Source organism: Kineococcus gynurae (genome assembly GCF_042433995.1).
Taxonomy (GTDB): domain Bacteria; phylum Actinomycetota; class Actinomycetes; order Actinomycetales; family Kineococcaceae; genus Kineococcus; species Kineococcus gynurae.
Genome location: NZ_JBHLUI010000009.1, coordinates 205,205 through 229,884 on the forward strand (window position 1 = coordinate 205,205; position 24,680 = coordinate 229,884).

The following is a 24,680-nucleotide window of genomic DNA, read 5'->3' on the forward strand; positions in this document are numbered from 1 at the left end:
GCCCGCCTACGATGGACGGGTGAGCGTCACCGCCGGACCGAGCCTCGCCCCCGCCCCCGCCGGACGTCGTCGGCCCGCCCCCGTGGGGGCCTGGACCTCCCGGTTGCTCTTCCTCAACGTCGTCGTCGAGTGCCTCATCGTGGTGACCGGGGGCGTCGTGCGGCTCACCGGGTCCGGTCTCGGCTGCCCCACCTGGCCCCAGTGCGTCCCCGGGTCCTACACCCCGACGGTCGAGCAGGCCGAGGGCTTCCACAAGTACATCGAGTTCGGCAACCGCACCCTCACCGGCCTCGTCGGTCTCGTCGCCCTGGCCTGCCTGGTGGCGGTCGTCCGGTCCGGCCGCTTCGACCTCGTCAAGTGGGCGGCCCTGGTCATCGGCGGCATCCTCGTGCAGGCGGTCATCGGGGGCATCACCGTCCACATGGACCTGCACCCCGGCATCGTGATGACGCACTTCCTCGTGTCGATGCTGCTGGTCAGCGCGGCGACGGTGCTCTGGACCCGGGGCCGGGAACCGGCGGGGCCGCGCGAGGCCGGGGTCCGCCGCGAGGTGCGGGGGGCCGCGTGGCTGGCCGCGGCGCTGCTGGGGGCCGTGCTCGTGGTGGGCACCGTGGTCACCGGCGCCGGTCCCCACTCCGGCGACGCCGAGGAACCGGCCCGGTTCATGCTCGACCCGCGCACCGTGAGCTGGTTGCACGCCGACCTCGTCATGGGCTTCACCGGCCTGGTGATCGGCCTGGTCGTGGCCCTGCGCGTGCTGCCCTCGGCCCCGCCGCGGGCCCGCCGGGCCTCGGTGGTCCTGCTGGTCGCCACCCTGGCCCAGGGCCTGGTCGGCTACACGCAGTACTTCACGGGGCTGCCCTGGGTCCTGGTCGCGGTGCACATGGCCGGGGCCTGCGTGCTCGTGGTCGCCATGGTCCGGGTGCTCACCGCGATGACCCGGCCGGTCGCCGCTCCCGCCGACCGGGAGACCCGCGTCCACGCCTGAACCTCACCCGTCCGGCTCCCGCGGACGACGCGGACGACGAGGGCGGCGGGCGACGATCGACGGATGTCCGCGTCCGATCCGGTCGACCCGCCCCGCCTTCCGGGGCCTGCCCGACGCAGGCTCACCACGGTGCTGCTGCTGCCCACCGTCGTCGCCGCCGCGACGACCCTGGGAGTCGTGCTCTGGCTGAGCGTGGGGCCGCTCGTCCTCGACGGACCCCCACCGGTGCCGGAGGAGATCCCCCTGGTGCTGGCGTCCCTGCTGCCCGGTCTGCTCTCCTGGGGTGGGGCCTGCTGCCCTTCGCGGCCATGGCCGCCGTCACCGTGCTCACCCGCCGGTTCTGGCCGGCCGGGACGTGGGCGGTGGCCTCCGGTGCCCCGGTGCTCGCCGTCCTCACGGTCTGGGCCCTGGGCGACATGCTGCGCAGCGGGTCCTCGACCGCCGTGCTGCTGCTGGTCTTCCTACCGTTCCTGCAGTGGCTGCTGGCCGGGGTCGTCACGGCGCTCGCCGCCGGCACCCAGGCGCTCGCCGCCCGGCGCCGCCCGGCCTGAGCAGGACTCAGAACGGCAGGTGCAGGAACGGGTCGAGGAGGACGGCCGCCGAGAGCAGCGTCAGGTAGGTGATGGAGCCGTGGAAGACGCCCATGGGCGAGATCTTCTGCAGCTGCTCGGCGGTGCCGGCGTCGCGCCCGCCGGTCTCCGCCTCGAAGCGCCGGGCCCGCCGGTGCAGGGCCACGGTCTGGCCCAGGAAGCCGAGCCCGAGGAGCAGGGCCGCGACCCCGTACAGGGCGCCGGCCCCGCCCACGGGGACCAGCAGCAGCGAGCAGGCCACCATGGCGATGGTGTAGAGCACGATCTGCCGCGTCACGGTCGTCGGCCGGGCCACGACCGGGAGCATGGGGACCCCCGCGTTGGCGTAGTCCTCGCGGTAGCGCACCGAGAGCGGCCAGTAGTGCGGCGGCGTCCAGAGGAAGATCACGCCGAACAGGACGAAGGGGGCCCAGTCCAGCTCGCCGCGCACCGCGGTCCACCCGATGAGGACCTGCATGCACCCGGCGACCCCGCCCCAGACGATGTTCTGGGAGGTGCGTCGCTTGAGCAGCAACGTGTACCCGACGACGTAGAGCACGATCGCCCCGACCGCGAGCGCCGCCGACAGCGGGTTCACGAACGCGAGGAACAGCGCGACCGAGGCCAGCCCCAGGGCGGCCGCGAAGACCAGCGCTGCGCGGGGGGTGATCTCCCCGGTGACCAGGGGCCGGTTCGCCGTGCGCTTCATCAGCGCGTCGATGTCCCGGTCGAAGTAGCAGTTCAAGGTGTTGGCCGACCCCGCCGCGAACGCACCGCCGACGAACGTGGCCACCAGGAGCCCGATCGAGGGCAGGCCCCCGGCCGCGAACACCATCACCGGCACGGTCGTGATGAGCAGGAGCTCGACGATCCGGGGCTTGGTGAGGGCCACGTACGCCGCGACCCGCGGGAAGCGGGGGGGTCGCCGACGGCCCCCCCGTCGACTCCGGAGGAGCCCGGAGGCGCCGGAGTGCGCGGTGGCGTGGGTGAGACGCGGATCGACGACGGTCACAGTGTCCTCGGGAAGAGGCGACATGGGGCAGGCCTGATCCTACGCCGCTGCTACGACGTGTCGTTGTCGGGCGCGCGCGAGGACGGGCGTGGCGACCCTCACGTCCCGGCGGACGCCCCCCGGGGCGCGGCGCGGACGACCCCGTTACCGCCTCGACGCGATCACCGTCGTGCCCCCGCACAGATGAGCAGCCCGAGCTGCGGCCGTGGGGGTGCGGAGTAGGGTCGGAGGGTCAGGTTCCCGGCGCGGCGTCGCACAGACGGGGTCGCACGAACGGGGTCGCGCAGACGGGCCGGGTCCTCCGGCCGGAAGGATCGGCCGCACCGCCCCCGGAGGGCGATCCCCACGACGCCCTCGGACCCGCCCCTCGGTGCACCGCCCGGTCGTCGCGGCCGGTCGCCGCCGGCAACCCGACGCAGCAGCCAGTCGAAGAGATCGGACCCGGTCGTCCGCCCGCACCCGTGGGCGGCCCGGGCCGCACGGGAGGAGACACGTGAGCTCGCAGGCCCTGGAGTGGAACGACCTGGACAACAAGACGGTGGACACCGCGAGGGTGCTCGCGATGGACTCCGTCCAGCGCGCCGGCAACGGTCACCCCGGTACCGCGATGAGCCTCGCGCCGGTCGCGCACCTGCTCTTCCAGAAGGTCATGCGGCACGACCCCGCCGACCCGGACTGGGCCGGTCGCGACCGGTTCGTCCTGTCCTGCGGGCACTCCAGCCTGACCCTCTACGTGCAGCTCTACCTGAACGGCTACGGCCTGGAGCTGGACGACCTCAAGGCCCTGCGCAAGTGGGGCTCGAAGACCCCGGGCCACCCCGAGCACGGCCACACCGCGGGCGTGGAGATGACCACCGGGCCGCTGGGCCAGGGGCTGGCCTCCGCCGTCGGGATGGCCATGGCCGCCCGTCGTGAGCGCGGCCTGCTCGACCCCGAGGCCGCCCCCGGGACCAGCCCGTTCGACCACCACGTCTACGTGCTGGCCTCCGACGGCGACATCCAGGAGGGCGTGACCTCCGAGGCCTCGGCCATCGCCGGGGTGCAGGAGCTCGGCAACCTCGTCGTCATCTACGACGCGAACCACATCTCGATCGAGGACGACACCGCCATCGCCCTCGGCGAGGACACCCAGAAGCGCTACGAGTCCTACGGCTGGCACGTGCAGACGCTGGACTGGACCAACGGCGGGGAGGGCCCCTACTCCGAGGACGTCGAAGGTCTGCACGCCGCGGTCGAGGCGGCCAAGGCCGAGACCACCCGTCCCTCGATCATCGTTCTGCGCACGACCATCGCCTGGCCGGCCCCGAACCTGCAGAACACGGGCAAGTCGCACGGCTCGGCGCTGGGCGCCGACGAGGTCAGGGCCACCAAGGAGGTGCTCGGGTTCGACCCCGAGGCCGACTTCGCCGTGGCCGACGAGGTCCTCGCCTTCGCGCGGGAGTCCCGTGACCGCGGAGCGGCGGCCAAGGAGGCCTGGCAGGAGGGCTTCGACGCGTGGCGCGCGGCCGCGGGTGAGCGGGCCGACCTGTTCGACCGCCTCCGCACCCGCACCCTGCCCGCCGGGTGGGAGAAGGCGCTGCCCGAGTTCGAGGCCGGCAAGGCCGTCGCGACCCGCAAGGCCGGCGGCGAGGTCCTCAACGCGCTGGCCGCGAGCCTGCCCGAGCTCTGGGGCGGTTCGGCCGACCTGGCCGAGTCCAACCTCACCTCGCTCAAGGGCGAGCCCTCGATGCTGCCCGAGAGCCGCAACACCAAGATGTGGCAGGGCAACCCCTACGGTCGCGTCCTGCACTTCGGGATCCGCGAGCACGCGATGGGCTCGATCCTGAACGGCATCGCCCTGCACGGCGGCACCCGCCCCTACGGCGGCACCTTCCTGGTCTTCAGCGACTACATGCGCCCCGCGGTCCGGCTCGCGGCCATCATGAAGCTGCCGGTGACCTACGTGTGGACCCACGACTCCATCGGTCTGGGCGAGGACGGCCCGACCCACCAGCCGATCGAGCACCTCGCCGCGCTGCGCGCCATCCCGGGGCTGGACGTCGTCCGTCCCGGCGACGCCAACGAGACCGCGTGGGCCTGGAAGACCATCCTGGAGAACACCGACCGTCCCGCCGGGCTGGCGCTGTCGCGGCAGAACCTGCCGACCTTCGACCGCTCCCAGCCGCGCTACGGCGCGGCCGATGGCGTGGCCAAGGGGGGGTACGTGCTGGTCGAGGCCTCGACCGCGACCCCGAAGGTCATCCTCATCGGGACCGGGTCCGAGGTGCAGATCGCCGTGGCCGCGGCGGAGAAGCTCGAGGAGCAGGGCGTCCCGACCCGCGTGGTCTCGCTGCCCTGCCGCGAGTGGTTCGACGCGCAGCCGCAGTCCTACCGCGACACCGTCCTGCTCCCGCAGGTCAAGGCCCGCGTCTCGGTCGAGGCCGGCATCGCGCAGGGGTGGCACGACCTGGTGGGCGACGCGGGTCGCGTCGTCGGTCTCGAGCACTTCGGCGCCTCCGCCGACTACCAGGACCTCTACCGCGAGTTCGGCCTGACCGACGAGGTCGTGGTGGCCGCCGCCCACGAGAGCCTGGCCGGCCTGTCCTGACCCGCCCCTCCCCCGACCGCCCCGTCCGGGCGGTCGGGGGTCCGGGCCCCCGATCGCGGCACCACGAACGACAATCGAGACGGAGCACTCATGAGCACGCTGCAGGAACTGCACTCCCTGGGAGTCTCGGTCTGGCTCGACGACCTCTCCCGTGAACTCATCACCTCCGGCGAGCTGGAGCGGCTGGTCGGGAAGGGCGTCCTCGGGGTCACCTCGAACCCGACGATCTTCGCCTCGGCCCTGGCCAAGGGCGACAGCTACTCCGAGCAGGTCGGCGAGCTGGTCGCCGCGGGCGCCGACACCGACAAGGCCGTCTTCGAGATCACCACCGAGGACGTTCGGCGCGCCTGCGACATCTTCAAGCCGGTCTACGACCGCACCGACGGGGTCGACGGTCGCGTCTCCCTCGAGGTCGACCCGCGGTTGGCCCACGACACCGCGGGCACCGAGGAGTCGGCCCGCTCGCTCTGGCAGGCGGTCTCGCGCGAGAACCTGCTCATCAAGATCCCGGCGACCGTCGAGGGTCTCGGGGCCATCAGCACCGCCCTGAGCGAGGGCATCAGCGTCAACGTGACCCTGATCTTCTCCCTCGACCGCTACCGCGCGGTCATGCAGGCCTTCCTCACCGGTCTGGAGCAGGCCAAGCAGAACGGCCACGACCTCTCGACCATCCACTCCGTGGCCTCGTTCTTCGTCTCGCGGGTGGACTCCGAGGTCGACGCCCGCCTGGACGAGGTCGGCACCGAGGAGGCCAAGGCCCTGCGCTCCAAGGCCGGTCTGGCCAACGCGCGGCTGGCCTACCAGGCCTACGAGGAGGTCTTCGCGACCCCGCGCTGGCAGGTGCTGAAGGAGGCCGGGGCCCGTCCGCAGCGCGCGCTGTGGGCCTCGACGGGGGTCAAGGACCCGAACCTGCCCGACACCCTGTACGTGACCGAGCTGGTCGCACCCGACACGGTCAACACCATGCCGGGCAAGACCCTCGACGCCACGATCGACCACGCCGAGCCGAACGGGGACACCATCCGCGGCAGCTACGGGGAGTCCCAGCAGGTGCTGGACGAGCTGGAGCGCCTCGGGATCTCCTACACCGAGGTCGTGGAGAAGCTCGAGCGCGAGGGCGTCGACAAGTTCGAGAAGAGCTGGGGCGAGCTGCTGCAGACCGTCACCGACGAGCTCGAGCGGGCCCGGACCCAGCGCGACGCCGAGTGAGCTGACGCGACCCGCCAGCACCCGGCAGCACCCAGCAGCACCCAGCAGCACCCAGCAGGACCGGCCGCGCGAGCGGCCGACCGACGGCGGTCCCGCCGGGCCCGTCCGGGCCCGGCGGGCCGCCGTCGTCGTCGTTGCGGGGCGCACCCCGACCGGGGGCGTCGCCCCGCCTCCCCGACCGCACGCGTGTACGGTCGGGCTCGATCACCAACCGGACCTCGAAACCGTGCCGAGGCCCTCTTCGCTCAGGGAGACGGATGAGTCCCACCCGCGTGCTGCGCAGCGACAACCCGTTGCGCGACCCCCGCGACCGACGGCTGCCCCGGATCGCCGGTCCCTGCGGCCTGGTCATGTTCGGCGTCACCGGCGACCTGGCCCGCAAGAAACTCATGCCGGCCATCTACGACCTGGCCAACCGCGGCCTGCTCCCGCCGGGGTTCGCGCTGACCGGTTTCGCCCGCCGGGACTGGGCCGACCAGGACTTCGGCAAGGTCGTCTACGACTCGGTGCGCCAGCACGCCCGCACCCCGTTCCGCGAGTCGGTGTGGGCGCAGCTCGCCGAGGGTTTCCGGTTCGTCCCCGGTGACTTCGACGACGACGACGCGTTCGACAAGCTCGCCGCCACGGTGGCCGATCTCGACCGGGTGCGCGGCACGGGCGGCAACCACGCGTTCTACATGTCCATCCCGCCCCGCTTCTTCCCGGTCGTCGCCAAGCAGCTGGCCCGCAGCGGGTTGAGCGCCCAGCACGGCGACCAGTGGCGGCGCGTCGTGATCGAGAAACCCTTCGGCCACGACCTGAGGTCGGCCCGGGAGCTGAACGAGGTCGTCGAGCAGGTCTTCCCGCCCGACTCGGTCTTCCGCATCGACCACTACCTGGGCAAGGAGACGGTCCAGAACATCCTGGCGCTGCGTTTCGCCAACGAGATGTTCGAACCGCTCTGGAACGCCAACCACGTCGACCACGTGCAGATCACGATGGCCGAGGACATCGGCATCGGCGGACGGGCCGGGTACTACGACGGGATCGGCGCCGCCCGCGACGTCATCCAGAACCACCTCCTGCAACTCATGGCCCTCACGGCCATGGAGGAGCCCATCTCGTTCGAGGCCGAGAACCTGCAGGCCGAGAAGGCCAAGGTGCTCTCCGCGGTGCGCCTGCCGGCGGACCTGTCGCAGGCCACCGCCCGCGGTCAGTACGCCGCCGGCTGGCAGGGTTCGGACTTCGTGAAGGGATACCTCGACGAGGACGGCATCCCCCAGGACTCGATCACCGAGACCTTCGCCGCGATCCAGCTCGAGGTCGACACCCGCCGCTGGGCCGGGGTCCCGTTCTACCTGCGGGCCGGGAAGCGACTGGGGCGACGCGTCACCGAGATCGCGATCGTCTTCAAGCGCGCCCCGCACCTGCCGTTCTCCTCGACCGCGACCGAGGAACTGGGGCAGAACGCCCTGGTGATCCGGGTGCAGCCGGACGAGGGCGTCACCATGCGGTTCGGCTCCAAGGTCCCGGGCACCGCGATGGAGGTGCGCGACGTGACCATGGACTTCGGCTACGGGCACGCCTTCACCGAGTCCTCCCCCGAGGCCTACGAGCGGCTCATCCTGGACGTCCTGCTCGGCGACCCGCCGCTGTTCCCGCGGCACGAGGAGGTCGAGCTGTCCTGGAAGATCCTCGACCCGATCACCGCCCACTGGGCCCGTTCCGGCCAGCCCGAGCCGTACGCCTCCGGCACCTGGGGCCCGGCCTCGGCCGACGCCATGCTCGCCCGCACCGGCCGCTCCTGGCGACGCCCGTGACCCGGCCCACCGAGACCGCGAGGACGCTCCGATGATCATCGACCTGCCCAGCACCAGCACCAGCGCCATCAACAAGGCCCTGGTCGACCTGCGCGACTCCGGCGGCGCGGTCGCCCTCGGCCGCGTGCTGACCCTGGTCGTCGTCACCGACGACGCCCGCGCCGAGAACGCCATCACCGCGGCCAACGAGGCCTCCCGCGAGCACCCCTGCCGGGTCCTCGTGCTGGCCCGGGGGAACAAGCGCGGTGCGGCCCGGCTCGACGCCCAGATCCGCATCGGCGGCGACGCCGGAGCGAGCGAGGTCGTCGTCCTGCGCCTCTACGGGCCGCTGGTGGAGCACGGCGAGACCACGGTCGTCTCGCTGCTGCTGCCCGACGCGCCGATCGTCGCGTGGTGGGTCGGCGAGGCCCCCGACGACCTGCAGAAGGACCCGATCTCCCGGATCGCCCAGCGGCGCATCACCGACGCCGCCGCGTCCCGCTCCCCGCACCGCTCGCTGCTCGCCCGGGCCGCGAGCTACCAGGAGGGCGACACCGATCTGGCCTGGACCCGGTTGACCAACTGGCGGGCGCTGCTCGCGGCCGCCCTGGACCAGCCGCCCTACGAGCCGGTCACCCAGATCACCGTCGCCGGTTCGGCCGACTCCCCCAGCACCGACCTGCTCGCGGCCTGGCTCGGGTGGATGCTCAAGGCCCCGGTGACCCGCGTGCGCACCGCGCGCGGGCGCGGGGTCCAGAGCGTCCGGTTGGAGCGCAAGTCGGGGGCCGTGCAGATCGTGCGCCCGGACGAGTCGGTGGCGACGTTGAGCCAGCCCGGGCAACCGGACCGCCGGATCGCCCTGGCCCGGCGCTCCCTGCCCGACTGCATCACCGAGGAGCTGCGACGCCTGGACCCCGACGAGGTCTACGGCGAGACGCTGTCGCGGGGCATGGCCCTGGTCGGGGAGCCGGTCTCGGCCGCCGCCGCCCAGAAGGCCGGGAAGCTGAACTCCCCGGCCGTCGCGGCCCGCGAGCAGGCCGAGGCGCTCAAGCAGGCCGCCCGGACCTCCCGGGCGGTCAAGCGGGCCCGCCCCGAGGAACCGACGGCCCGGACCCCCGAGCCCGCGGCCGAGGAGTCCGCCCCCGCCACGAAGAAGACCGCCGCGAAGAAGACAGCCACCAAGACGACGGCCACGAAGAAGACGGCCACGAAGTCCGCCGCGAAGACGTCCGCGCCGGCGAAGAAGTCCGCCACCAAGACCGCGACGAAGAGCACCGCCACCACCGGCGCCGGCGCGCGCGGGTCGCGGTCGCGGGCGGGCTCGTGAGCCGGCCGGCGGCGCGGGTGGTCGTCGCCCCGGACAAGGAGGCGCTCGCCGTCGCCGTGGCCGCTCGGCTGCTCACCACCCTCGCCGACGCCATCGCCGAGCGGGGGCGGGCGCACGTCAGCCTCACCGGGGGCAGCATCGGCGTCGCCGCGCTCGCGGCGGTCGCGGACTCCCCGGCCCGGAGCACGGTGGACTGGTCCCGGGTGCACCTGTGGTGGAGCGACGAGCGCTTCCTGCCGGCCGGCGATCCGGACCGCAACGCCACCCAGGCCCGCGAGGCGCTGCTCGACGCGCTCCCGCTGGACCCGGCGACCGTCCACGAGCCGCCGGCCAGCGACGGCGTGGACGGCGACGACCCCGGCGCGGCCGCCGCCCGCTACGCCGCCGAGCTGGCCGCGCAGGGCGAGGGCGCCGAGACGCCGGAGTTCGACGTTCTGCTCCTCGGGATGGGTCCCGACGGGCACGTGGCCTCGCTGTTCCCCGGCCACGAGGGGCTCGCCCGCGACGAGTCGAGCGTGGTCGCGATCCGCGACTCCCCCAAGCCGCCGCCGACCCGGTTGTCCTTCACCTTCGGTGCGCTGCACCGGGCCCGCCGAGTCTGGCTCGTGGCCGCCGGGGGCGAGAAGGCCCCGGCCGTCGCCCGCGGGGTGGGCGGGGACGACCCGTCGAGCACGCCGGCGGCCGGGGTGCACGGGAGCCTGGAGACGCTATGGCTGCTCGACGCCGCGGCGGCCGCGGACCTGGACGAGGCCTGAACCACGACGAGGACCCACGACGAGGACCGACGACGAGGACCCACGACGAGGACCCACGACGAGACGGCCCCGACCTCTGCGGAGGTCGGGGCCGTCTCGTGCCGTCAGGGGGTCGGGCTCAGCGGATCAGGCCGCGGGCCCGCAGGCTGGCCAGGGCCTCGTTGAGAATCGCCTCGCCGTCGGTGTCCGAACGCCGTTCCTTCACGTACGCCAGGTGGGTCTTGTAGGGCTCGTTGCGCGGCGGGGCCGGCGGGTTCTTCTGGTCGGTCCCGGCCGGGAACCCGCAGCGCGGGCAGTCCCACTGCTCCGGCGGCTCGACCCCGGACTCCTCGGCGAAACTCGGTCGGGTCTCGTGCCCGTTGGCGCACCAGTAGGAGATGCGGACCCGCGGGGCGTGGTCGCCCCGTTCCGCCTCCCCCATCGGTCCGGCGCCGACCCGGCTCCCGCGAATGGCGTTGCCACCTGCCACGATCAGTTCTCCCCTCGTCCGAGCCCTGCGGGCCGGTTCAGAACTCGTTGGTGAAGCGCTCGACGAGGCCGAGCAGGACGATGCAGACCGTCCAGACCAGGGCGATGCCGACCGTGAACCGGTTGAGGTTCCGTTCGGCCATGCTCGATCCCGACAGGCTCGTGGTCACCCCGCCCCCGAACATGTCGGACAACCCCCCGCCCTTGCCCTTGTGCAGCAGGATCAGCAGCGTCAGGAACAGGCTCGAGATCGCGAGCAGCACCTGCAGCACGATGCGCAGAACGGACACACAGTCCTCCGGGTAGGGCGGTTCGGGGCTCGATCAGGGTAAGCCATCGACGACGGCCGACGGGGACATCCGCTCACCCTCCGCACGCCGTCCCTCCCCGTCGACCGGGGAGGGACGGCGGGACGCGCGTCTCAGGCAGGGTGGTCGCGGAAGCGCACGATGGCGGCGAAGTCCGCCGCGTCAGTGCTCGCCCCGCCGACCAGGGCCCCGTCGACGTCGGGCTGGGCCATGATCGAGGCGATGCTGGCGGGCTTCACCGAGCCGCCGTAGAGCACCCGCACGGCCTCGGCCGTGGCGGCGTCGAACTGCCCGGCGACCGCGGCGCGGATGGCGGCGCAGACCTCCTGGGCGTCTTCGGGGGTGGCGACCTCGCCGGTCCCGATGGCCCACACCGGCTCGTAGGCCAGCACCAGACCCGCGACCTGGGCGGCGCTCAGCCCCTCCAGCGCGGCGGTGACCTGCCCGACCGTGAACGGCACGTGCTCCCCGGCCTTGCGCACGTCGAGGGCCTCCCCGACGCAGACGATCGGGACGAGACCGTGCTCGAGCGCCTTGGCCGTCTTGGCCTTGACCAGCTCGTCGGTCTCGCCGTGGTACTGGCGACGCTCGGAGTGCCCGATCGCCACGTAGCCGACGCCGAGCTTGGCGAGCTGCGCGGCCGACACCTCACCGGTGTAGGCACCGGACTCGTGCGCGGAGACGTCCTGCGCGCCCAGCTTGATGTCGAGCTTGTCGCCTTCGATGAGCGTCTGCACCGTGCGCAGCGAGGTGTGCGAGGGCAGCACGACGACCTCGACGGCGTCGTGGTCGTGCTTGGCGTCCTTGAGGGTCCAGTCGAGCTTCTGGACCAGCAGGGTGCCGGACTGGTGGTCCAGGACCATCTTCCAGTTCCCGGCGATGAGCGGGGTGCGGGCCATCGGTGGTTCTCCGTCCTGACTGCGGGTGGGTCGGTCGTCCGGGTCGGTCAGTCCTCGAGCACGTCGAGGCCCGGGAGGTGCTTGCCCTCGAGGAACTCCAGGCTGGCGCCGCCGCCGGTCGAGATGTGCCCGAACGCGGAGTCGGCGAAGCCGAGGGTGCGCACCGCCGCGGCGGAGTCCCCGCCGCCGACCACGCTGAACGCGTCGGAGTCGGCCAGGGCCTGGGCCACCGCGCGGGTCCCCCCCGCGTAGGGCTCCATCTCGAAGACCCCCATCGGGCCGTTCCAGAACACGGTGCGGGCCTCGGCGAGCGCGGTCGCGAAGGCCTGGGCGGAGTCGGGACCGATGTCGAGGCCGAGGCGGTCGGCCGGGATCGCGTCGGCGGGCACGACGTCGTGCTCGGCGTCGGCCGCGAAGGCGGTCGCGGCGACGACGTCGGTGGGCAGGACGAGCTGGATCCCCTTGTCCTGCGCGGTCTGCATGTACCCGCGGACACGGTCGAGCTGGTCGGCCTCCAGCAGGCTCTTGCCGACCTCGTGCCCGGCGGCCTTGAGGAAGGTGAAGACCATGCCGCCGCCGACCAGCAGGCGGTCGCCGGAGGTGAGCAGCGAGCCCAGCAGGTTGTCGATGACCCCGAGCTTGTCGGAGACCTTGGACCCGCCGAGCACGACCGCGTAGGGCCGCTCGGGGGTGCTGGTCAGCCGGCGCAGCACCTCGACCTCGGCCGCGACCAGCGTCCCCATGGCGTGCGGCAGGCGGCGCGCGACGTCGTAGACGCTGGCGTGCTTGCGGTGCACCGCGCCGAACCCGTCGGCGACGTAGGCCTCGGCGAGGTCGGCCAGCTCGTCGGCGAACGCCCCGCGCTCGCCGTCGTCCTTGCTCGTCTCCCCGGCGTTGAATCGGAGGTTCTCGAGCAGCAGGACCTCGCCCTCGCCGAGCGCCTGGACGGCGGCCCGGGCCTGCTCGCCCACGGTCTCGGGGCAGAAGTGCACGGTGGTCGGGGCGAGCAGCTCGGCGAGCCGGGCGTGCACGGGGGCGAGGGAGTACTTCGCCTCGGGCGTGCCCTTGGGCCGGCCGAGGTGGCTGACCACGATGACGCGGGCACCGGCGTCGAGCAGGCGGCGCAGGGTGGGCACCGAGGCCCGGACGCGGCCGTCGTCGGTGATCCGGGGGGTCTCGCCGGAGGAGTCCAGGGGGACGTTCAGGTCGCTGCGGACCAGGACGCGCTTGCCGCGCAGTCCGTCCAGCCGGGCCTCGAGATCGTCGATCGTCTGCAACGTGCGCTCCTTAGCCACTGGGCTGTGCATGGGTCGGCCCGGGGACCTCTGCACGAGGTCCCCGGGCCGGAGTATGGCGAACCGTCAGAGCGAGGAGCCCACGAGGGTCGTCAGGTCGACGAGGCGGTTGGAGTAGCCCCACTCGTTGTCGTACCAGCCGACGACCTTGACCTGGTCCCCGATGACCTTGGTCAGGCCGGAGTCGAAGATGCAGGAGGAGGGGTCGGTGACGATGTCGCTGGAGACCAGCGGCTCGTCGGAGTAGGTCAGGTAGCCCTTGAGCGGGCCCTCGGCGGCGGCCTTGTAGGCGGCGTTGACCTCCTCGACCGTCACCTCCTTGCCCAGGGTGACGGTGAGGTCGGTGGCCGAGCCGGTCGGGACCGGCACGCGCACGGCGTAGCCGTCCAGCTTGCCCTTGAGCTCGGGGAGCACCAGGCCGATGGCCTTGGCCGCACCGGTGGAGGTCGGGACCATGTTGAGCGCGGCGGCGCGGGCGCGACGGAGGTCGCTGTGCGGGCCGTCCTGCAGGTTCTGGTCGGCGGTGTAGGCGTGGATGGTGGTCATCAGCCCACGGACGATGCCGAACTCGTCGTTGAGCACCTTGGCCAGCGGCGCGAGGCAGTTGGTGGTGCAGGACGCGTTGGAGATGATCGTGTGCTTCGCCGCGTCGTACTCGGACTCGTTGACCCCCATGACGACGGTGACGTCGTTGTTGGTGGCCGGGGCGGAGACGATGACCTTCTTGGCGCCGCCGGCGATGTGGGCCTTGGCCTTCTCGCCGTCGGTGAAGAACCCGGTGGACTCGATGACCACGTCGACGCCCAGCTCGCCCCAGGGCAGGTCGGCGGGGTTGCGCTCGGCCAGGACCTTGATGGTGCGCCCGCCGACGGTGATGCCGTCCTCGCCGACCGAGACGTCCTCGGACAGCTTGCCCAGCACGGAGTCGTGCTTGAGCAGGTGGGCGAGGGTCTTGGCGCCGGTCAGGTCGTTGACGGCGACGATCTCGAGGTCGGCGCCGGAGGCCAGGGCGGCGCGGAAGAAGTTGCGGCCGATGCGACCGAATCCGTTGATGCCCACACGCGTGGTCAAAGCTGTTCTCCTCCTCAACGGCACTCGCGGTGCCGGGCGGGGCGGCCGCTGGTTCGCGCGGCGTCACGACCGACCCTAGGCGCGCCGGGCGTCGCCACAAGGGATTCCCGGCGAACTGCGCGTGCTCGGCGGGTGAGGTGCGCACAGTCGCGCACACCTCGGCAGATTCGCGCAGCCCCGTCCCCGTCCGGGGGCCGGCCCGCCCCTCAGGCGTCGAGCATGTCCGCGGTGAGCCCCGACTCGGTCCCGGGCAGCCCCAGCTCCTGGGCGCGCTTGTCGGCCATCCCGAGCAGCCGGCGGATGCGCCCGGCGATGGCGTCCTTGGTCATCGGCGGGTCGGCCAGTGCCCCGAGCTCCTCCAGGCTGGCCTGCTTGTGCTCCAGGCGCAGCCGCCCCGCCTGCAGCAGGTGGTCGGGCACGTCGTCGCCCAGCAGCTCCAGCGCCCGCTCCACCCGGGCCCCCGCGGCGACCGCGGCCCTCGCCGAGCGGCGCAGGTTGGCGTCGTCGAAGTTGGCGAGACGGTTGGCGGTGGCCCGGACCTCGCGGCGCATCCGCCGCTCCTCCCAGGTCATCATCGCGTCGTGCGCCCCGAGCCGGGTGAGCAGCGCGCTGATCGCGTCGCCGTCGCGGATGACGACCCGGTCGACCCCGCGGACCTCGCGGGCCTTGGCCTGCAGGTCGAGCCGCCGGGCGGCCCCGACCAGGGCCAGCGCCGCCTCGGGACCGGGGCAGGTGACCTCCAGCGCCGCCGAACGCCCGGGCTCGGTCAGCGAGCCCCGGGCCAGGAACGCGCCGCGCCAGGCGGCTTCCGCGATGGCCGCGGTCGAGGAGACGATGTGCGCCGGGAGTCCGCGGACCGGTCGCCCGCGGGTGTCGAGCAGCCCGGTCTGGCGGGCCAACGACTCCCCCTCGCGGGCGACGCGCAGCACGTAGCGGGTCCCCCGGCGCAGCCCGCCCGCCTGCATCACCAGGAGGTCCCCGGTCTGGCCGAACACGTCGGCGATGTCGCGGCGCAGCCGCCGGGCGATGGAGGCGGAGTCGAGCTCGGCCTCGATGACGATGCGTCCGGAGACGATGTGCAGCCCGCCCGCGAAGCGCAGCATCACCGACACCTCGGCCTTGCGGGCCGCGGTGGTCGACGCGGGCAGCCGGCTCAGCTCGTCCTTGACCGCCGCCGTCATCGCCATGGGCCTGCCTCCTCGGAACGCGGTCGGGCTCTCGGTGGGGGCCGCGGGACGGGCCCCCGGGCCGCCCGGTCCGGCGGGCGGCCGGACCGCGCGGGCCGGCGGGCGGACCTCGACCCGGAGGTCCTCGCGCGCCGGGCCGGACGGGGTGCGGCGCACCTCGGGCAGGTCGTCGCGCCGCACCTCGGGGTGGTGCTCCACCCGCAACCCGGTGCCGCGGTCGAGGTGAGGGTAGGTGCCCTGGTTCATCGGCGCGCTCCGTGGCTGGGGTCGGGTCCGGCGGGGTGCTCGACGTCTCCCCAGGCCTGGCTGAAGACGTCACGGTAAGCCGCGGCGAGGCGCAGCGGGTCGTGCCGGGGGGTTCCGTCACCCACCGACACCTGCCGCAGCAGGACGTGCGCGCCGAGGCCCGCCGCGACCTCGGCGAGCGTCTCCGGGTCACCCACGGCGACGGGGTCGGCGATCACGGCGTCCACCCGCAGACCCGGGGCGTGGGCGGCCAGCACCTCGAGGTAGTCCTCGGCCGCGAAGCCGTCGGTCTCCCCCGGCTGCCCGGCCAGGTTGAGGGTGAGGCAGCGCCGGGCCGACGTGGCCTGCAGGGCCCCCGCGAGCGCCGGGACCATGAGGTGGGGCAGGACGCTGGTGAACCACGACCCCGGGCCGAGGACGACCCAGTCGGCCTCGGCCACGGCGTCCAGGACCTCCTGGCGCACCGGGGGGTCCTCGGGGACGAGGCGGACGCCGACGACCCGGCCGGTGGTCGAGGCGACCGCGACCTGTCCCCGGACGGCGACGGGTTCGTCGGCGGGCGTGACCCCGCCGAGCCCGACCACGTCGGCCTCGATGTCGAGCGGGACCGCGGCCATGGGCAGGACGCGGCCGCGGGCCCCGAGCAGGCGGCCCACCCAGTCCAGGCCGGCGACCTCGTCGCCCAGCAGCTCCCAGAGGGTGGCGATGAGCAGGTTGCCCGTGGCGTGGCCCCGCAGACCCTCGGGCTCGCCGTCGTCGGGGACCCCGGGGCGGGGACCGGAGGAACCGGCGAAGCGGTGCTGCAGCACGTCGCGCCAGGTCCGGCCCCACTCGGAGTCGTCGCACAGGGCGGAGAGGGCCATCCGCAGGTCGCCCGGGGGCAGCACCCCGAGGTCGCGCCGCAGCCGGCCGGAGGACCCCCCGTCGTCGGCGACGGTCACGACGGCGGTGAGCCGGTCGGTCAGGTGCCGCAGCGCCGACAACGACGAGGACAGCCCGTGCCCGCCGCCGAAGGCGACCACGGCGGGGGCGGTGAAGGGGACGGCCGTGGGCGGGCGGTACCCGACGACCGGGATCGGCCCCGTCGGCAGGGACGCGGGCCCGGGTCGGGGCGGTGGGGCGGGGGTCGGGGCGGGGGCGGGCACGGAGCTCACTCCCGCCCGAGGTCGCGGTGCAGGACCCGGTGGGGGATCCCGGCGGCGTCGAGACGGTGCCCCAGCTCCTCGGCCATGGCGACCGAACGGTGCTTGCCACCGGTGCAGCCGAACGCGATCGTGGCGTAGCGCTTGTTCTCGCGCCGGTAGCCGGCCAGCACCGGTTCCAGCGCCTTGACGTAGTTGCCCAGGAAGTCCTGCGCCCCCTCGGCGGCCAGCACGTACTCGGACACGGGCTGGTCGCGACCGGTCAGCGGACGCAGCTCGGGCTCCCAGTGCGGGTTGGGGATGAAACGGACGTCGGCGACGTGCTCGGCGTCGGCGGGGGTCCCGTACTTGAAGCCGAAGCTCATCACGGTGACCCGCAGGCTCTCCCCCTGCTCCCCCTCGAACAACGACGAGACCAGCTGCCCGAGCTGGTGCACGTTGAGGGAGGAGGAGTCGACGACGACGTCGGCGCGCGAGCGCAGGTCGCCGGTGAGGGCGCGCTCGCGGGCGATCCCGTCCACGATGCGGTCGTCGCCCTGCAGGGGGTGCGGGCGGCGGACGGACTCGAAGCGCCGCACGAGCACCTGGTCGGTGGCGTCGAGGAACAGGACGCGCGGGGACAGGTGCCGGGTGTCGAGCGCGGCCAGCGCCCCGGTCAGCTCGGCGAAGAAGGAGCGTCCGCGCACGTCGAGGACGACGGCGACGTGCGCCGCGGACTGACCGGCGCGGGCGGTCAGCTCGGCGAGCGGCTCCAGCATCTGCGGCGGCAGGTTGTCGACCACGTACCAGCCGAGGTCCTCCAGGGCCTTGCCCGTCGTGGACCGGCCGGCACCCGACATGCCGGTGATGATGAGCAGTTCGGGTCGCTTGGGCGGTGTCGCCGGGTGGGCCGGGTCGGCCGGGGCCCCGCGACCCGGCGCGGGTGTCCCGCCCCCGGCGGCGTCGAGGGGCTCGTGGTCGGCGCCGGGTTTCTCCACGGGCGTCATCCTGCCAGCCGCCGACGGGGTCCGGCAGCCAGATGCGCACTCAGCGCACATGCAATCTGACACAGCGTCTTGGTCAGGTCCTGTCGGGTCGTGGCGGGACTCACTCGAGGATCTCCCCCGTGGCGGTGTTCACCACGACCCCGCCGTCGGTCCGCCCGTCGGCCAGGGCGGCCACGACGGCCGCGGCGGTCGCCGGGCCGACGCCGGGCACCTCGGCGACCTCCTCGACGCTGGCCGCACGCAGGCGCTTCACCGAGCCGAAGTGCTTGAGCAGTGCCGCCCGGCGGGTCTGGCCCAGCCCCGGGACCGCGTCGAGCGCGCTCGCGGTCATGCCCTTGCTGCGGCGGGCCCGGTGGTGGGTGATGGCGAAGCGGTGCGCCTCGTCCCGGACGCGCTGCAGCAGGTAGAGGCCCTGCGAGGTCCGCGGCAGGACCAGCGGGTAGGGCTCGCCGGGCAGCCAGACCTCCTCGAGTCGCTTGGCCAGACCGCACACGGCGACGTCGACCACGCCCACGTCGGCGAGCGCCCGGGCCGCGGCCTCCACCTGCGGGAGCCCCCCGTCGACCACGACGAGGTTGGGCGTGTAGGCGAAGCGGCGGGGTCGTCCGGTGTCGGGGTCGATGCCGGCCGGCACCTCCCCGCCGCCCGGGACGGCCGGGGCCTGCAGCTGCTCGTCGGGGCGCATCCGCCGGAAGCGGCGCATGAGGACCTCGCGCATGGCCGCGGTGTCGTCGACCCCGTCGTCCCCGCGCACGTTGAACTTGCGGTAGTCGGCCTTCTTGGCCACCCCGTCCTCGAAGACGACCATCGAGGCGACGACGTCGGTGCCCTGGATGTGGCTGACGTCGTAGCACTCGATCCGCAGGGGGGCCTCGTCCAGCCCGAGCGCCTCCTGGATGTCGGCGAGCGCCTGCGACCGGGTGGTCAGGTCCCCCGCGCGCCGGGTCTTGTGCAGGACGAGGGCCTGCGACGCGTTGCGCCGCACCGTGTCCATCAGCGCCCGCTTGTCGCCGCGCTGCGGCACCCGCAGGTCCACGCGGGACCCGCGCAGCTCGGACAGCCAGTCCTCGACGTCGGCCTCGGAGCTGGCCGGCAGCTCGGGCACGAGGACCTCGCGCGGCACGCCCTCCCCGCTCTCCCCGCCGTAGACCTGCAGCAGGAGCTGCTCGACCAGCTCGGGCAGGGCCACGTCCTCGACCTTCTCGACGACCCAGCCGCGCTGGCCGCGCACCCGCCCGCCGCGGACGTGGAACACCTGCACGGCGGCCTCGAGCTCGTCGTCGGCGATGGCGAAGACGTCGGCGTCGGTGGCGTCGGGCAGGACGACGGCGGACTTCTCCAGCGCCCGTTGCAGGGCGCCCAGGTCGTCGCGCAGCCGCGCCGCCCGCTCGAAGTCCAGCTCGGCGGCGGCCGCCTTCATCTGCTTCTCGGTGCCCCGGACGAACCGGGCGGTCTGCCCGCCCATGAAGTCGCAGAAGTCCTCGGCCAGGGCCCGGTGCTCCTCGACCGAGATCCGCCCCACGCAGGGTGCGGAGCACTTGTCGATGTAGCCCAGCAGGCACGGTCGCCCGACCTGTCCGGCCCGCTTGAAGACCCCCGCCGAGCAGGTCCGCACCGGGAACACCCGCAGCAGCAGGTCGACGGTCTCGCGGATGGCCCAGGCGTGCGTGTACGGGCCGAAGTAGCGGGTGCCCTTGCGCTTGGCCCCGCGCATCACCTGCACGCGGGGCACGTCCTCGCCCATGGTCACCGCGAGGTAGGGGTAGGACTTGTCGTCGCGGTACTTGACGTTGAACCGCGGGTCGAACTCCTTGATCCAGGAGTACTCCAGCTGCAGGGCCTCGACCTCGGTGGCCACCGTCGTCCACTCCACGCTGGCGGCGGTGGTGACCATCGCCAGGGTGCGGGGGTGCAGGGCCGAGACGTCCTGGAAGTAGTTCGACAGCCGGGCCCGCAGGCTCTTGGCCTTGCCCACGTAGACGACCCGCCCCTGCGGGTCGCGGAAGCGGTAGACCCCGGGCTCGACCGGGATCTCCCCGGGCCGGGGACGGTAGGTGGCGGGATCGGGCACGGGTCGAGGCTATGTCGAGGTCCCGACACGGACGCCCCGAGGCCCGTGGCACCCCTGCGCGACCGCGCGCGCACCGCCCGTACGACCTCCCCCGGCGTCAGTGTTCGACCCTGCGCTCACCGCCGTTCACGGTGCGACAGAACGGGTGCGCAGCCGTGTGAGACTCACCGGATCCGGCCCCCGAGGCACGGCTCTCCTCCCTACCGTCGCCTCCCGTGACCCTCGTGCCCGACGCCGCCCCGGCCCTGCGCGCCCCGCTCGTCCCCGCCCAGCAGCGCACCGCCGCGCACCCCCCGGCGGGGCCGGCGGGGCCGGCGGCCGGTGGCCGGGTGGCCGTGGTCCTCGGCACCCGACCCGAGGCCATCAAGCTGGCCGAGATCATCCGCCGGCTCGGGTCCGAGGCCCTGGTCGTGCACACGGGGCAGCACTACGACGCCGCGATGTGGGCCGACGTGACCGCCGAGCTGGGGTTCGGCACCGAACCCCTCGCCCTCGGGGTCGGCGGCACCTCCCGCGGGGCCCAGCTCGGCGCCGCCGTCGAGGCCCTCGACGCGGTGTTCACCGTGCACCGGCCCGCGGCCGTGGTCGTGCAGGGCGACACGACGGCCGCGCTCGCCGGCGCGCTGGCCGGCAACGCCCGCGACCTGCCCGTGGTGCACGTCGAGGCCGGGTTGCGCAGCTTCGACCGGCGGATGCCCGAGGAGCACAACCGGGTCCTCATCGACCACCTGGCCGACCTCTGCTGCGCCCCCACCGCGACCTCCGTGGCCCACCTGCGCGACGAGGGCATCCCCGCGGACCGGATCCTGCTCACCGGCAACACGGTGGTCGAGTCGGTGCTGCACCTGCGTCCGACCCCGGACCGGGCGCGGGAGTTCCTCGCGGGGCTCGGCCTGACGGCGGGGTTCCTCCTGCTGACGGTGCACCGCCCGGAGAACGCCGACGACCCGGCCGTCCTGCGGACCGTCCTCACCGAGGTGCGCGACGCCGCCGCGGCGGCCGGGTTGCCGGTGGTCTTCCCGGCGCACCCCCGCACCCTGCACCGGTTGCGCGAGGACGGACTGGGCGAGCTCGTCGCGGGCCTCACCGTCGTCCCGCCCCAGCCGCCCGCGGAGTTCCTGGCCCTGGAGGAGGCGGCCCGGCTGGTCGTGTCCGACTCCGGCGGGGTCCAGGAGGAGGTCAGCGTCCTCAAGAAGCGGCTCGTCGTGGTCCGCCGGTCCACCGAGCGGCCCGAGGTGCTGGGGACGTTCGCCTCGCTCGTCCCGGCCGGGATCGGTCTGGCCGAGGAGATCCGCACCGCCCTGGCCGAGGACCCGGCGGCCCTGACGGCCCTCGACTCCCCCTACGGCGACGGGTCGGCCAGCCGGGTGATCGTCGAGAGGGTGCGCGACCTGGTCGGCGCCCGGCGCTGAGGTCCGGGTGGGGCGGGCCCGCGGTCAGTGGGTCAGCACCGTCTTGAGGACGGCGACGACCGCCCCGACCACGGCCAGCCCGATCCCGCCCCACAGGGCCGCGACCGACGGGGGACGGCCCGAGAGGCGCTCCACGACCACCCCGACCCCGGCCAGCCGGAGCACGGCGACGAGGGCGGCGAGGAGCTGGGCCGTCGCCGGGGCCAGGACCCCGAGGGTCCCCAGGGCCAGCACCGCGGCCGGCAGGCCCCCGGAGGTCGCGATGGGCGTCGCGTCGCGCAGCTCGTGCCGGGCCCGGGGCCCCACCTGGTGCGCGACGGACTCCGCGATCACGTGGGCGAGCAGCGTGGCGACGGCCGTCGCGAGCACGGCCACGACCCCGTCCCACCGTTCGAGCGTGTGCGGGGTCGCCGCGACCACGGCCGCCAGGACGGTGATGTTGCCGTAGACGTAGGCGGAGATCCGGGCGCGGGCCCGACCCACGTCGAGGCCGCCGTCGCGACGGTGCCGGAGCGAGACCACCGCCGGAGCGTAGGGCACGGCCACGATCACCTGCTCACGGCGCGACCTCCAGCACGTGCGCTCCGATGCTGCGCCCGGTGAGCAGGGAGTCCTCCTGGCCGTCCCAGGAATGGGTGCCGTGCCGCCCGATCCGGGCCAGGTTGGTGAACCGGTCCAGCTGCGCGTCCAGCGCGGCCCGGACCGCCTCCACCCCGCGGCCGAGGACGGGCACGCTGCGCGGCAGCCGGAGCACGTCGGCGTCCTCGACGACCACGCGCCGGTCGACCCCGAAGGCCGCGAGCTCGGCGACGGCCAGCCGGGTCAGCCCGGCGTCGTCCAGATCGGCCAGGTCGTCGTCCCCGGAGCTCCAGAACTCCGCGCACAGGACGGTGTCCGGTCGGTCCCGGAACGCCTCGGGCCGCCACACCCGGGTGTTGGTGAGGCGCCCGGTCCGGACCCCCTCGTCGTAGGCGGTGACGTAGTGCGCGTCCTGCCCCACCGGCCCGGACGTCCGCAGGTGCACCAGGATCGTGTCCCGGCTGCGCAGGGGGACGGCGCCGGTGCCCGCGGGCACGGTCGTCCCCGGCAGCCACCGCAGCAGCAGGGGCGGCGGGACGCTGGCGACGACCGCCCGGCAGTCGATGCGGAGGTCGGAGACCGTCCCGCCCGAGCTCGTCCGGGCCGTCACCGCCTCGACCCGCCCCACCTCGGCGTCGGCGACGAGGCCGGTCACCGGCGTGGACAGCAGGATCTCCGCACCCCGCGCCCGCAACCGCCGGGCCAGCTCCTCCCAGACCGACCCCGTGCCCCCGCGGGGCATGAGCAGCTCGACGGGCCCGGAGAAACTCGTCCGGGTACCGAGCAGGCGTTCGGCGAACCCCACCGACAGGTCGACCGGGTGCACCCCGAGGTACTTGCGGCAGTAGGGAACGAAGAGTTCCTCGACCACCGCGCGACCGTGCCGGGCGGTGAGGGCGTCGTAGGCCGACCCCGGCGCGGGGGCGAGGCCGAGGCGGTTCGCGGCGCGGGCCCGGACCCGGGAGGTCGCGAACCGCCCGGCCGCCACCGGCCCCGCCACGGCGAGGACCTCACCGGGCGAGGGGGGCAGGTCCACGACCCGTCCCCGCCAGACCGCCTTGCGGCGGGCCACGGTCCGGTCGACCCGCCCCTGGGCCAGGTCCAGCCAGCGCCGGACCGACTCCGGGTGGGCCGAGGAGTAGAAGCTGTGCGGCCCCAGGTCGAAGTGGTCGCCCCACAGCGGGATCGACCGGGACAGCCCCCCGACCACCGGGGCCCCGTCGAGGACCACGACCTGCTGGCCGTGGTCGAGCAGGTGCTCGGCGGCGGCCAGCCCGGCCGGGCCCGCGCCGATGACGACGACCGGGCGCCGGGCGGCGGTTCGGGCGGGGGTGGCCTCGGGGGCAGCGGCGCTCATCGGATCAGGTCCAGTCGGTCGGACCCGCCGTCGTCGACGGGCGTGGGGCGGGTGAGTCGGGTGGGGCGGGTGGGGCAGGTGGGGCGGGTCGGGCGGCCGGGACGGGTGAGCCGGGCCACCACGTCGGCCCAGCGGCGCTGCAGCGTCGCGGGCGAGTAGTCCGCGGTGGCCCAGGCCCGCGCTCGACCGGCCAGGTCCGCGATCTCCGCGGGCTCGTGGGCCGTCCACCGCTCCACGGTGGTCAGGACGTCGGCGAGCTCGTCCCCGTCGGAGAACAGCAGCAGCTCGCGACCGTGCTCGACGCCCATCCCCGAGGCTCCCTGCGGGGTGGTGACGGGGACGAGCCCGAGGACGGCGGCCTCCACGACCTTGACGGTCAGCCCCAGCGCCTCGCGCTGGGGGGCGAGGAGGAACGAGTGCCCGACGAGCTCGGCGTGCAGGTCCTCCCGGCTGAAGGCGCCGCGCAGCACGACGGAGCCGGTCCGGTCCTGCGCCTCGACCCGCTCGCGGGCCTCGGGGGGCACGACACCGTAGACGTGCAGCTGCCATCCGCCGAGTCCGCGACGACGCAACGCCGGTTCCAGCTCGGTGACCCACCAGGTCACCGCCTCCTCGTTGGCGAAGGCGGTCAGGCTGCCCGGGAAGGCCAGGCGCCGGTCCGGCGCCGGTCCCCCGACGCTCTCCGGCGTCCCCGGGGAACGGGGTGCGGGCCAGACGCGCACCCGGTCGGCGGCGACGGCCATCGGCAGCGCCAGCACCTCGACACCGGCCCGCTCCGCGAGCGTGGCCGCCTCGGTGGGCGAGACCAACGACACCCCGTCGGCGCGCCGCGCGATCTCGACCTCCCGGTCGCGCAGGCGGCGGGCCTCGACGGCGAGGAGGCGGCGGACCCGGACCCGGCGCAGCAGCGCGGCCAGGAGGCGGTTCGTCGGTCGGCGGTGCCCGAGCAGCTGGTGCAGGTCGAGGTCGTGGTCCTGCCACAGCTCGTAGCGGGCCGAGAGCAGGTCGTCGAGGTCCACGAACCAGGGCAGCCCGGTGTCCTCGGCGTAGGCCGCGAGCCGCACCCCGTCGGCGACGACGGCGTCGACGTGCTCACGGCGGGCGATGGCGCGGACCGCCCGCGTGACGCGGTCGGAGGAGTACAACCGCTCGTTGAACGAACGCAGCCCCCGGCGGCGCGCCCGGGCCCCGAGCAGGACCTCGTGGAGCCGGACGTCGGGCAACCGGTGGACCGCTCGCACCCCGGGGATCGCGGCCGGGTCGGCCGGACCGCCCACCACGGCGCACACCACCTCGTGCCCGGCACCCGTGATCGAGTCGATGATGGTCTGCAGGACCATCCCGCGACCGCCGGCCCCCGCCAGCGGTCGGGTCATCAGCAGCAGCACCCGTGCCATGCCGTTCCTCGCCCCCCCTGTCCTGTCCCGTCCCGTC

The 24,680-nt window shown here is 74.2% G+C and carries 21 protein-coding genes; 8 read left to right on the forward strand and 13 right to left on the reverse strand.

The genetic code is table 11. From position 1 onward, the window contains the following. Positions 1 to 19: 19 nt before the first annotated feature. Positions 20 to 988 (forward strand): COX15/CtaA family protein, encoded by a 969-nt coding sequence (locus ACFFKU_RS12595; RefSeq protein WP_380138405.1) that lies wholly within the window; start codon positions 20 to 22, stop codon positions 986 to 988. Positions 989 to 1,296: 308 nt separating this feature from the next. Beyond that, complete coding sequence (locus ACFFKU_RS12600; RefSeq protein WP_380138407.1) at positions 1,297 to 1,539, forward strand: hypothetical protein; 243 nt, start codon at positions 1,297 to 1,299, stop codon at positions 1,537 to 1,539. Between the two features lie 7 nt (positions 1,540 to 1,546). Here ACFFKU_RS12600 and ACFFKU_RS12605 read toward each other — a convergent pair whose 3' ends face one another. Further along, a complete protein-coding gene (locus ACFFKU_RS12605) occupies positions 1,547 to 2,569 on the reverse strand; it encodes a heme o synthase (RefSeq protein WP_380138408.1) in 1,023 nt (340 codons plus the stop codon). Positions 2,570 to 3,062: 493 nt separating this feature from the next. Between ACFFKU_RS12605 and tkt the strand changes: the two genes are divergently transcribed. The 5 genes from tkt (at position 3,063) to pgl (ending at position 10,225) form a co-directional block, all read left to right on the forward strand. Then, entirely contained in the window at positions 3,063 to 5,156 is a 2,094-nt protein-coding gene (gene tkt / locus ACFFKU_RS12610; RefSeq protein ID WP_380138410.1) for a transketolase, read from the forward strand. A 90-nt stretch (positions 5,157 to 5,246) separates the two neighbouring features. Then, positions 5,247 to 6,365, forward strand: coding sequence for a transaldolase (gene tal, locus ACFFKU_RS12615; protein WP_380138412.1), 1,119 nt, complete (start codon positions 5,247 to 5,249; stop codon positions 6,363 to 6,365). A 257-nt stretch (positions 6,366 to 6,622) separates the two neighbouring features. Further along, the gene (gene zwf / locus ACFFKU_RS12620) at positions 6,623 to 8,164 is read left to right on the forward strand and encodes a glucose-6-phosphate dehydrogenase (RefSeq protein ID WP_380138414.1); all 1,542 of its coding nucleotides are present in this window, start codon (positions 6,623 to 6,625) and stop codon (positions 8,162 to 8,164) included. Positions 8,165 to 8,195: 31 nt separating this feature from the next. Next, positions 8,196 to 9,470, forward strand: a complete 1,275-nt coding sequence (locus ACFFKU_RS12625) for a glucose-6-phosphate dehydrogenase assembly protein OpcA (RefSeq protein WP_380138416.1) — start codon at positions 8,196 to 8,198, stop codon at positions 9,468 to 9,470. Then, complete coding sequence (gene pgl / locus ACFFKU_RS12630) at positions 9,467 to 10,225, forward strand: 6-phosphogluconolactonase (RefSeq protein ID WP_380138418.1); 759 nt, start codon at positions 9,467 to 9,469, stop codon at positions 10,223 to 10,225. The genes ACFFKU_RS12625 and pgl overlap by 4 nt, the downstream gene beginning before the upstream one ends. 118 nt (positions 10,226 to 10,343) lie before the next feature. Here the strand turns inward: pgl and ACFFKU_RS12635 are convergent, their stop codons facing one another. From ACFFKU_RS12635 to uvrC, 9 genes are all read right to left on the reverse strand, one after another. Continuing rightward, positions 10,344 to 10,694, reverse strand: a complete 351-nt coding sequence (locus tag ACFFKU_RS12635; RefSeq protein ID WP_380138420.1) for an RNA polymerase-binding protein RbpA — start codon at positions 10,692 to 10,694, stop codon at positions 10,344 to 10,346. 37 nt (positions 10,695 to 10,731) lie between these two features. Continuing rightward, positions 10,732 to 10,983, reverse strand: a complete 252-nt coding sequence (gene secG, locus ACFFKU_RS12640; RefSeq protein WP_167581876.1) for a preprotein translocase subunit SecG — start codon at positions 10,981 to 10,983, stop codon at positions 10,732 to 10,734. A gap of 131 nt (positions 10,984 to 11,114) precedes the next feature. Then, a complete protein-coding gene (tpiA, locus tag ACFFKU_RS12645; RefSeq protein ID WP_380138422.1) occupies positions 11,115 to 11,900 on the reverse strand; it encodes a triose-phosphate isomerase in 786 nt (261 codons plus the stop codon). Between the two features lie 47 nt (positions 11,901 to 11,947). Further along, entirely contained in the window at positions 11,948 to 13,177 is a 1,230-nt protein-coding gene (locus tag ACFFKU_RS12650; RefSeq protein ID WP_380138424.1) for a phosphoglycerate kinase, read from the reverse strand. A gap of 84 nt (positions 13,178 to 13,261) precedes the next feature. After that, positions 13,262 to 14,266 (reverse strand): type I glyceraldehyde-3-phosphate dehydrogenase, encoded by a 1,005-nt coding sequence (gene gap, locus ACFFKU_RS12655; protein ID WP_380138426.1) that lies wholly within the window; start codon positions 14,264 to 14,266, stop codon positions 13,262 to 13,264. Positions 14,267 to 14,472: 206 nt separating this feature from the next. After that, positions 14,473 to 15,453: a DNA-binding protein WhiA gene (whiA, locus tag ACFFKU_RS12660; RefSeq protein WP_380138707.1), complete on the reverse strand. Its 981-nt coding sequence runs from the start codon at positions 15,451 to 15,453 to the stop codon at positions 14,473 to 14,475. Positions 15,454 to 15,695: 242 nt separating this feature from the next. Beyond that, on the reverse strand, positions 15,696 to 16,775 hold the full coding sequence (locus tag ACFFKU_RS12665) for a gluconeogenesis factor YvcK family protein (RefSeq protein WP_380138709.1): 1,080 nt from the start codon (positions 16,773 to 16,775) through the stop codon (positions 15,696 to 15,698). A 74-nt stretch (positions 16,776 to 16,849) separates the two neighbouring features. Then, positions 16,850 to 17,827, reverse strand: coding sequence for an RNase adapter RapZ (gene rapZ / locus ACFFKU_RS12670; protein WP_380138427.1), 978 nt, complete (start codon positions 17,825 to 17,827; stop codon positions 16,850 to 16,852). Between the two features lie 100 nt (positions 17,828 to 17,927). Further along, complete coding sequence (uvrC, locus tag ACFFKU_RS12675; protein WP_380138429.1) at positions 17,928 to 19,898, reverse strand: excinuclease ABC subunit UvrC; 1,971 nt, start codon at positions 19,896 to 19,898, stop codon at positions 17,928 to 17,930. 329 nt (positions 19,899 to 20,227) lie between these two features. Between uvrC and wecB the strand changes: the two genes are divergently transcribed. Then, entirely contained in the window at positions 20,228 to 21,310 is a 1,083-nt protein-coding gene (gene wecB, locus ACFFKU_RS12680) for a non-hydrolyzing UDP-N-acetylglucosamine 2-epimerase (protein WP_432499541.1), read from the forward strand. A gap of 24 nt (positions 21,311 to 21,334) precedes the next feature. Here the strand turns inward: wecB and ACFFKU_RS12685 are convergent, their stop codons facing one another. The 3 genes from ACFFKU_RS12685 to ACFFKU_RS12695 are packed head-to-tail and all read right to left on the reverse strand — an operon-like array spanning position 21,335 to position 24,643. Next, the gene (locus tag ACFFKU_RS12685; protein WP_380138433.1) at positions 21,335 to 21,832 is read right to left on the reverse strand and encodes a hypothetical protein; all 498 of its coding nucleotides are present in this window, start codon (positions 21,830 to 21,832) and stop codon (positions 21,335 to 21,337) included. 34 nt (positions 21,833 to 21,866) lie between these two features. Beyond that, positions 21,867 to 23,246 carry an FAD-dependent oxidoreductase gene (locus tag ACFFKU_RS12690; protein ID WP_380138435.1) on the reverse strand — a complete coding sequence of 460 codons (1,380 nt, stop codon included), beginning with the start codon at positions 23,244 to 23,246 and terminating at the stop codon, positions 21,867 to 21,869. Next, positions 23,243 to 24,643, reverse strand: coding sequence for a glycosyltransferase (locus ACFFKU_RS12695; protein ID WP_380138437.1), 1,401 nt, complete (start codon positions 24,641 to 24,643; stop codon positions 23,243 to 23,245). The genes ACFFKU_RS12690 and ACFFKU_RS12695 overlap by 4 nt, the downstream gene beginning before the upstream one ends. Between the last annotated feature and the right edge of the window lie 37 nt (positions 24,644 to 24,680).